At 35.8% G+C, this 8,166-nt stretch carries 6 protein-coding genes and 1 tRNA gene; 2 read left to right on the top strand and 5 right to left on the bottom strand.

The window, feature by feature from the left end:
• Positions 1-180: 180 nt before the first annotated feature.
• Positions 181-255: transfer RNA gene (locus U9P79_07610), tRNA-Glu, on the bottom strand.
• A 205-nt stretch (positions 256-460) separates the two neighbouring features.
• On the opposite strand from U9P79_07610, the gene abc-f reads away from it, so the two are divergent.
• Together abc-f and U9P79_07600 are read left to right on the top strand one after the other, a co-directional pair.
• On the top strand, positions 461-2,383 hold the full coding sequence (gene abc-f / locus U9P79_07605) for an ABC-F type ribosomal protection protein (protein MEA2104488.1): 1,923 nt from the start codon (positions 461-463) through the stop codon (positions 2,381-2,383).
• Complete coding sequence (locus tag U9P79_07600) at positions 2,370-2,981, top strand: HAD family phosphatase (protein ID MEA2104487.1); 612 nt, start codon at positions 2,370-2,372, stop codon at positions 2,979-2,981. Before abc-f ends, U9P79_07600 begins: the two co-directional genes overlap by 14 nt.
• A 146-nt stretch (positions 2,982-3,127) precedes the next feature.
• Here U9P79_07600 and U9P79_07595 read toward each other — a convergent pair whose 3' ends face one another.
• Genes U9P79_07595 through U9P79_07580 form a run of 4 tightly spaced genes read right to left on the bottom strand, consistent with a single transcriptional unit; the run spans position 3,128 to position 8,122 of the window.
• Positions 3,128-3,727: a hypothetical protein gene (locus tag U9P79_07595; GenBank protein ID MEA2104486.1), complete on the bottom strand. Its 600-nt coding sequence runs from the start codon at positions 3,725-3,727 to the stop codon at positions 3,128-3,130.
• A 9-nt stretch (positions 3,728-3,736) separates the two neighbouring features.
• Positions 3,737-4,681 carry a hypothetical protein gene (locus U9P79_07590; protein MEA2104485.1) on the bottom strand — a complete coding sequence of 315 codons (945 nt, stop codon included), beginning with the start codon at positions 4,679-4,681 and terminating at the stop codon, positions 3,737-3,739.
• Entirely contained in the window at positions 4,681-5,304 is a 624-nt protein-coding gene (locus tag U9P79_07585) for a hypothetical protein (GenBank protein ID MEA2104484.1), read from the bottom strand. Before U9P79_07585 ends, U9P79_07590 begins: the two co-directional genes overlap by 1 nt.
• Positions 5,305-5,335: 31 nt before the next feature.
• Positions 5,336-8,122, bottom strand: a complete 2,787-nt coding sequence (locus tag U9P79_07580; GenBank protein ID MEA2104483.1) for a DUF6754 domain-containing protein — start codon at positions 8,120-8,122, stop codon at positions 5,336-5,338.
• Positions 8,123-8,166: the final 44 nt, after the last annotated feature.

Raw genomic sequence — 8,166 nt, 5'->3', positions numbered from 1 at the left:
GAAAAAAAAGCAGCATTTTAACGGTAGGCTACCTGATGATAAAAAAATATAAAGATTATTTTCGCTGAAGGCGGATAACAAATTCCGAGCGATAAATAAAAATTGATAAAGGGGATAAAGTTAATTTAATCGGGAGTAGAAAGCAACTAAATAATTTGAAAAATAATTGTAGTAAAAAAATGGTGACCCTAAGGGGAATCGAACCCCTGTTACTGGAATGAGAATCCAGCGTCCTAACCCCTAGACGATAGGGCCACTTGTTGCTGATTCCTGAAATCTGGCTTTCTTATGTCAAGATTTTTAAACACCGAACATTACAGATGATTCCTCAACTAATTGTGATAGCATTCAGTTTTTTCTTGGGAATGAATTTGCAAAATGAAGAGAATTGTCTCAATTATCATACTTGACAAATAAATGCTCTCTTTTCTGTAGGGATTTCAAAAAACAAGGAATATTTATGATAGAAATTTCAATTGGAAATCTGGAAAAACGATTCGGTGATCTTGCTATTCTTGATGGCTTATCGTTTGATGTTCAGAGAGGAGATCGTGCTGGAATTATTGGAAGAAATGGCTGCGGGAAAACCACACTATTTCGGATAATTGCCGGTATCGAAGATTATAATAAAGGGTCAGTTTCTGTTCGTAATAATTCCACGATTGGTTATTTGCAACAAATTCCTCAATTTGATGATTCTACCTCTGTGCTTGATGTTTTGAATTTCGCATTTGTTAGTGTAAACAAAATGCAATTGGAAATCGAAAAAATTGAGCACAAAATGAGAAATATGACTGAGGAAAACAGCACCAAACTAATGAAAAATTATCACCGGTTACAAACAGAATTCGAACTGCGAGATGGATATAATATCGAAGTGAAATTGAACAAAGTTTGCACCGGATTAAAGATAAATTCTGCAATGCAAACCAGAAAGTTCAAAAGTCTTAGCGGTGGTGAAAAAACAACCGTTATGTTGGGACAATTACTGCTAAAGAATCCGGAAATTCTTCTTCTTGATGAACCCACAAATCATCTTGATATTGAATCTGTGGAGTGGCTGGAACATTTTCTGGCAGAATATAGCGGAACTGTTGTATTAGTTTCGCATGATAGATATTTTTTGGATAAATTGGTTAATAAAATTATCGAAATTGAGGACGGTAAAGCGACTACTCATTCCGGAAATTACACTTCGTATAAAGTTGATAAAGAGAAGAAAATTGAATTGCAATTCAAGGCTTTTAAAAACCAGCAAAAAAAAATCAAAGCAATGCAGGAGGCAATTAAGAGATTTCGCGATTGGGGAGGGCGGGCTGATAATCCAGCTATGTTCAAAAAGGCATTTAATTTGGAAAAACGACTGGAAAAAATGGAGAAACTCGAAAAGCCGACTGAATCCGGTTCAATAAATTTGCGTTTTACTACAGAACACCGTTCCGGAAAAGATGTGTTGCGGATAAGTGAGTTGAAAAAATCATTTGACGATCAATTAATTTTGGATGATCTTGAATTCAATCTTTTTTACAAAGAACGAGTGTGTATTATCGGTAAAAATGGTTCCGGAAAATCCACGATATTTAAGCTGATTTTGGATGAATTGGAAGCTGACAGTGGCGAAGTAAAAATTGGTTCAAGAGTAAAAATCGGTTATTTGCAACAAGAAGTAGAATTCACAGATGAAGATATTTCTCTTATTGATTTTTATCGAACGGAATTTCCGCTTAGCGAAACTCAAGCCCGAACTCAATTAGCCGGATTTCTTTTTTTCGGAAATGAAGTATATAAGAGGATAAGTATTTTGTCCGGGGGTGAAAAAGTTCGTCTCAAATTATGCGTTATGATGCATAAAAATATCAATCTGCTTCTTTTGGATGAACCGACTAACCATTTGGATTTAGAATCCATTGAAGCAATGGAGGAATCTTTGCATAATTTCAAGGGAACAATACTTTTCATTTCTCATGATCGCTATTTTATTAATAAAATGGCAAATAAAATAGTGGCTATATCGGAAAAAAAACTAAAAAGTTATTCGGGAAATTATAATTTTTACAAAAGAAAAAAAACAGAGGAGCAGCAATTTGAAGAAAAAGATATCTTTGTGGAAATCGAACAATCGCAAAAAATTGAAAAGAAGAAAGAATATCAAGATCGCAAAAAAGAGGCTAATAGAAGAAAGAATTTAAAAAGACGACTTGCAAATATTGAGCATGAAATTAAATTATTGGAAAATGATATTCAAAGTAAGCAGGATGAGATGAGCGAGTTTGGTTCTGATTACAAAAAACTATGCGAAATTCAGGAAACAATTGATCTGGATATGAAAAAGATAAGTCTTCTTTTTAGTGAATGGGAAAAATCAGATAATGAAAAAAAATAAATTTGAAGCAATAATTTTTGATTTGGGACAAGTTGTGATAGATGTTCAGCCGTCTATTGAGTATTGGTCTGAAATAATGGGTGTAAATGCAACAGAATTCGGTGAAAATTTTTTGTTAAGTGGCACCTATCATGCCTTTGAAAAGGGTTTGATCTCCCCGGCTAAATTTCGTGATGATATTAGAAATTTTTATAAAATAAAATTTTCTGCCAAAGAATTCGATAGAGGATGGAACGAGATTTTGATCAAATTGGTGGATGGGATTGATGAACTTATTACAAATCTCAAAGATCAATATCGGCTCGTAGTTCTCTCAAATACAAACGAAATTCATATACCTGTGTTTGAGAAAAGATTTAGGACTACAATGGAAAAATTTGAAAAGAAGTTTTATTCCTGCCGGATTCAGGCGAGGAAACCCGAACAAAAAGCCTTTACAATTGTGCTCGACTATTTGCAGATTGAATCTGAGAAAATCTTATTTTTAGATGACAAACCAGAAAATATTGAGCAGGCAGGAAAAAGCGGAATAAGAGGGATTGTTGTGGAAAATTTTAAGCAGATGAAAGAGGAATTAGTAAAATTGGGAGTAATATAAATCTTGCCGTTTTATCTGAATATACGCGCCGTAATTACCAAGCCAATTTTAGTTTTTATTTGCGATCCCGGGGTAAAGGTTAAAAAAAAGCACAAAGACATTTTTGATAATAATCATGTCTTTGTGCTTAATCAGTTTGTTGCAATTTATTTAATTATTCCGAGCCAATCACTGAGTAGGAATTGGATTCGACCAATAAGTAATGAGATACGAGCCATAACAGTATATCCGAAAGATGCGCCGAAGCCGATCATCATAAACCAAATACCAATTTTCGTGAATTTTCCATAAAGACCGGTATGTGCCTTTGAGAAGAAGAAATATAAGAGGATTGAAACACTTCCGATAAAGATCAAGATTAAATTAATACTGGTAAGCGGTAGCATCATAGTTCTCATTTGAACAAGAACTTGTGCATGAATTGACATTGGAACGCCCATTCCTACGATACCCATGCCAAAAGCGATAGGATATCTGCTTATCCAGCTCAATTTTTGGGAGAATCTGAACCAATAGCCAATTCCGATAATTACCGGAATTATCAAGATGTAATCATGTCTCAAGAATATTGGGTTATATGTATATGGAATAAACACATTGTAATATGTATATGGGATAGCATAACCCATTGAAGCACCAACGAAAAGGTGCTCGGCAAATTTATAAAACGGATTGTCTTTATACAGAAAAGAAAACATACTTAATGTCAAAAAAACTGCTAACCAAGTTCCGATTGTTTCCATCATATTATCTCCTTATTTGATAAATTTCTTTTTCTCGTTTTTACGATCGAGAAAGTAACCGATATTACCGAGAATGATGAACAGAATAATGAGAAGGTGAGCAATAGCCTGTGAATCCATGCCAATACGTGCTTTTTTGAATTTGTATGGAACTTTGGATAAATCATATTGCTCTTCTTTGAGGGTTGGATTTTCTGCATATTCCGCTGAATACGGCAAACCGTTTTGGGCAAAAGTTTCCACTAATTCTTCGTACTCTGCCGCACCTTTTAAACCACCCAGAATACCAACAAGCTGACCGGTCTGGAGATACGGATAGAAGTCCGCAGCCGAAACTGCAGTAACGCCGATTCCAACATTCACACCAAATCTTGCTCTAGCATACGTAATATATATATAACCTGGAGCTGCTCCTGATATTTCAACACAAATCTGAATATTATCATAGTTTTTTATATCTTTCATAATAGGAAGATTATCTAATCTCAAACCTGCACCATTAGTTTCTATCGCTTCTGAAATATTATCACCCATACCAAGCGTGATTGGTAATCTTAGAGCCCAAGCTTTATAACCGAAATTGCAGTAATCAACATCCTGTCTGATATTTGGAAATTCTTCCTTAACTTCTGCTATAGCCATCTGAATAATTGCAGCTCCTTGAGGATAATACGAGATGGTAAAGACTTTGATATTTCGTAAAAAACAGTGGCGCAAGATAGCAATGTCCATTGGGTATAATTCCGGTAAAGTCGAGGGACTCTGAGCAAAATCCATAAAAACTGCTTTATTGGGCTTTCCAGCTGCAGCATCAATAGTTTTATATAGATTTCGTACAGGTGGAGTCGTAAATGTCTTTAATCCAAGCGGGAAAATTAGAGGAAGGATAACTACAATTGCGAGAATTATGTAAATATATCTTCTGTCAATTTTTTGAATACTATCTGAGAAATTCATTATTTACCTCCTCCCAAATATGTTCGTTCGATTCCAAGGATTATCTTTAGAGAAGTAGCTGTCATCCCTAATCCGACTCCCAATTGGATGGCACGTTTTGCAGCTAAATTTGGCACGTTAAGTATCCATTGGGTGATTTCAGGTATCCATGGCGAAATAGCATTTCCAATAGAAACTCTGCCCAGCATCACAATAATTGCAGCGATGAGAAGAACAGTTGCTTCGATAGATCTGGCACGGAAAGCTTTGTAGGCTGCGGATGCAATGTAAAATGCAAGTAGCGAGAACATTGTAGCACCGGCAGGTACATTTACACTTTTAAAAATCCACATAAATGGAGTTCCTTCTTCAATGCCCCAGATAAATCCGCTAAGGCTTGTTATTACTAAGCCCAGGATTACTATCCAACTATATCCCCAATTTGGGGCTTTTCGCTTAATTTTATTCGAATGAACCATCAATAAACTTCCAACTCCCAATACGATTGCAAACGAACCGATAACTTTTGACCATTTAATAAACCAATCAAAGAAATCCTGAGAAATTGTATGAGGAATGAATGTATGGGCAACGAATAAAAACCCCAATATCATTACTATTAATAGTGGTATTTGTCTTTTCATTATTTACTCCTTAGGAAGGGGAATTGTCCCCTTATTTAGCCGGGAACCATTTCATGAAGAATGGTAAGTGGAGGGTTGACAAGAAAGTTCCTAAAAGAACAGATACAACGATCAGAAATTTCATATAATCCTGTGCTTTAAGGGTTCCCAAAATAAGTGGTTGACGAGATAGGTAGGCACTTGCAGCATATAGTTCTTCACCGATCAAAGTGTAGTCGCAAGTTGTGATAAAGAAGGGGAGCTGTGTGATAGCATCTGTTCCGGCGATCTGAATTGCACCGGTCATATTTCCGGTTTCGGTCATCAGCAGTGATTCTGCGAAGAACATACCCATGTAAAAGTTTGTGGCTGTCTGTTCTCTAATCATAATACCGTTAACACCCGAGACAAAAGCGAATTGGGCTGTTGTAATGAAGAACACACTATTTTTATCGTAAGTATCGGGACGTCCTGCTTCGTAGTGTGCTTCCTTCACGATTTCCTGAGCAATGGGCAAGACGATGTAGTCTCTTACAGGAACTAATATGGGAGTGTCGAATTCTGCGGCTTTCTTGGCAACTTTTCCCAAAATAGCCAAACCGGCTAAAGTAGCCACATCACTTATTCCGCTAAGACCGGGAACAAAGAGGATTGGTTTACCCATTTCCGTAGCTCTGCCAAGCGCATTATCAATTTCTTCGATACCGGAGATGGGTCGAATGTAGAGTCTATCTCCTCTACGAGCTTTTTTGACCATATAGAAAACTAAAGCCCCAAAAATTAACATAACTATTAATGTAAGGGTTTCATTTCTTTTAAACCAATTTGGATAGGGTTTGATATACTCGTTCCCATCAAGGTTAAATATTTCTGTGTCAACGAAATGTCCTTTTCCATCGGTTTTACGAATGAAATATCTAAAAGAACGAATAGTATTTGTATGAGCTTTTAGAAGTATTTTATTTCGTGCTTTATCTGTTTGTTGTAAATTTGCTTCTTTAACTACCGGGGGTTTTTCGTTCAGCATTTTTGTATATTGGGTAATCTTTTCAGTGAGTTCTTCTTTTTCCTCTTCGGTAGTTGCTTCATTTAATTCTTTGTTTAACTTTGCTATCTCTTCTGCTAATTCTTCATTATTTTGTTTCAACTGGTCTAAGTATAAAGCGTTCGTATAGAATGGCCGCTCATCTTCCCAAGTGCATATATCGAAGTAAGTGTTTGTATATAATCTATTAGTTTCGAGGTCATATTTTGGAATTCCTCGAAAAGTAGATTCCTTTGTATCAATTTTATCAAGATATTCTCTTTCTATGTAGGGTAACTTTTTGGAATAACGCCAGACATCGGCATCACTTCCACCGCCACCGGAGCTCATCTTGTAAACCTGATAATAATATTTGGAAATATTTTCATCTGTTACCAAATTAATCTCATTGTTTTTTTCATCATAGTTGAAAGCGTATGAAATGGAATGATTTTCAGGTAATTCTACTCCAACATTTTTACAATCGAATCGAATAGAGATTTTATTTGGAAGATTATTCGGATCTACTTTAAAATCAATTTTCTTATTGAGCACAAATTCACTTTTTGTAACGCCATCTACTGTGAAAAATAAACGCTGCACGAGGAATAAGGGGTTTTCCTTATAGAAGTAATTCACTCTTAATTTGGTGCGTTTATCATTATATTGCAGCTGCGAAATACCCACAAAGGGTTTCCCAAAATATACTCGAAGTTTATCCCCTTTATCAGAAGGATTATCATCCACAGTAAAATATTCGGGTGCTGTTGGTAATATATCAGGAGTAGTAAATTCAGGAACTATTGGATTGTCCAGAGCAAATGTTTCCTGCCCTGCTCCGTCTTTAATAGAAATATTGAATTTATACCATTCCATATTTGCAGAATTGAATTTTTCAAATTTCTCTTTGATTTCTTCATAGGAAACCAGTGCGTTAGTTTGAGAAGTATAGGGATAAGCAGAAGCTCTTTTAAAGATCAAATGCTTTTTATCATTTTCATCTATCAAGTAAATGTTGTATGATCTAATATCCGTTGTAAAAAATGGAAGGCTCCATTCAAACCGCATCTCATTCGATTCCTTATAATTTACAGCATAAAAATTTTCGAGTTTTTCGGGTGGATTATCTATTGGAATACAGGATACTATTTCTGAAAGAGGAGAGCATTTTCTGCTGTTATTCACGGCTTGGACAGCATAATAATATTCTTTATCAGCTTTTAATTTATTAAGAATATACTTAAATTGCTCCAGTTTTAATCCTGCAAGAATTGTGGAGGTCGTATCAATTGTTCCATCCTCAAGTTCTTCGGTCTCGGTGAATTCTTTCATCACACTTTTTAATAAGTAATCCTCGGGATTAGTAACGGCAAGAATGCGATAATCATCCATAAAAGGTCCGTATGTTTTCATATCTCTGGGAAAACTTCGGTACAATATTCGTCCTCCGATGTCATCTTTTGTTTGCCCGCGTGCATGCTTAAGTTTTCCGCGGGATGTAGCTGTAACAAACAATCCGTATCCTTCGTTGTTGAAGCGCATTGTATCCGCAGATACGCCGGTTTTTGGATTAACCGGAATAGAGGCTATGATGAATAAAGAATCAGGACTCGCACCACGGTAGATGCGATATTCGATTATCCGTTTTTCTTTGGGGAATGGTTTCCAGTTCAAAGCCAAACCACCACCGTCATCATTGGGGACGTCAAATATCTGCAAATCCTCAATAGGGGTGTTGTTTGGAAGAGTCTTTGCGGAAAGAGTGCCGCTGAGAATTAGTGAAATGGAAACTAAAATGAAAAAGATCTTTTTCACTTTTTAACTCCTTTCTGTTTGCTCATGTTTTTTATTATTTTATT

Source organism: Candidatus Cloacimonadota bacterium, assembly GCA_034661015.1.
Taxonomy (GTDB): Bacteria; Cloacimonadota; Cloacimonadia; order JGIOTU-2; family JGIOTU-2; genus JAYEKN01.
This window is presented reverse-complemented; position numbering and strand designations above follow the sequence as displayed.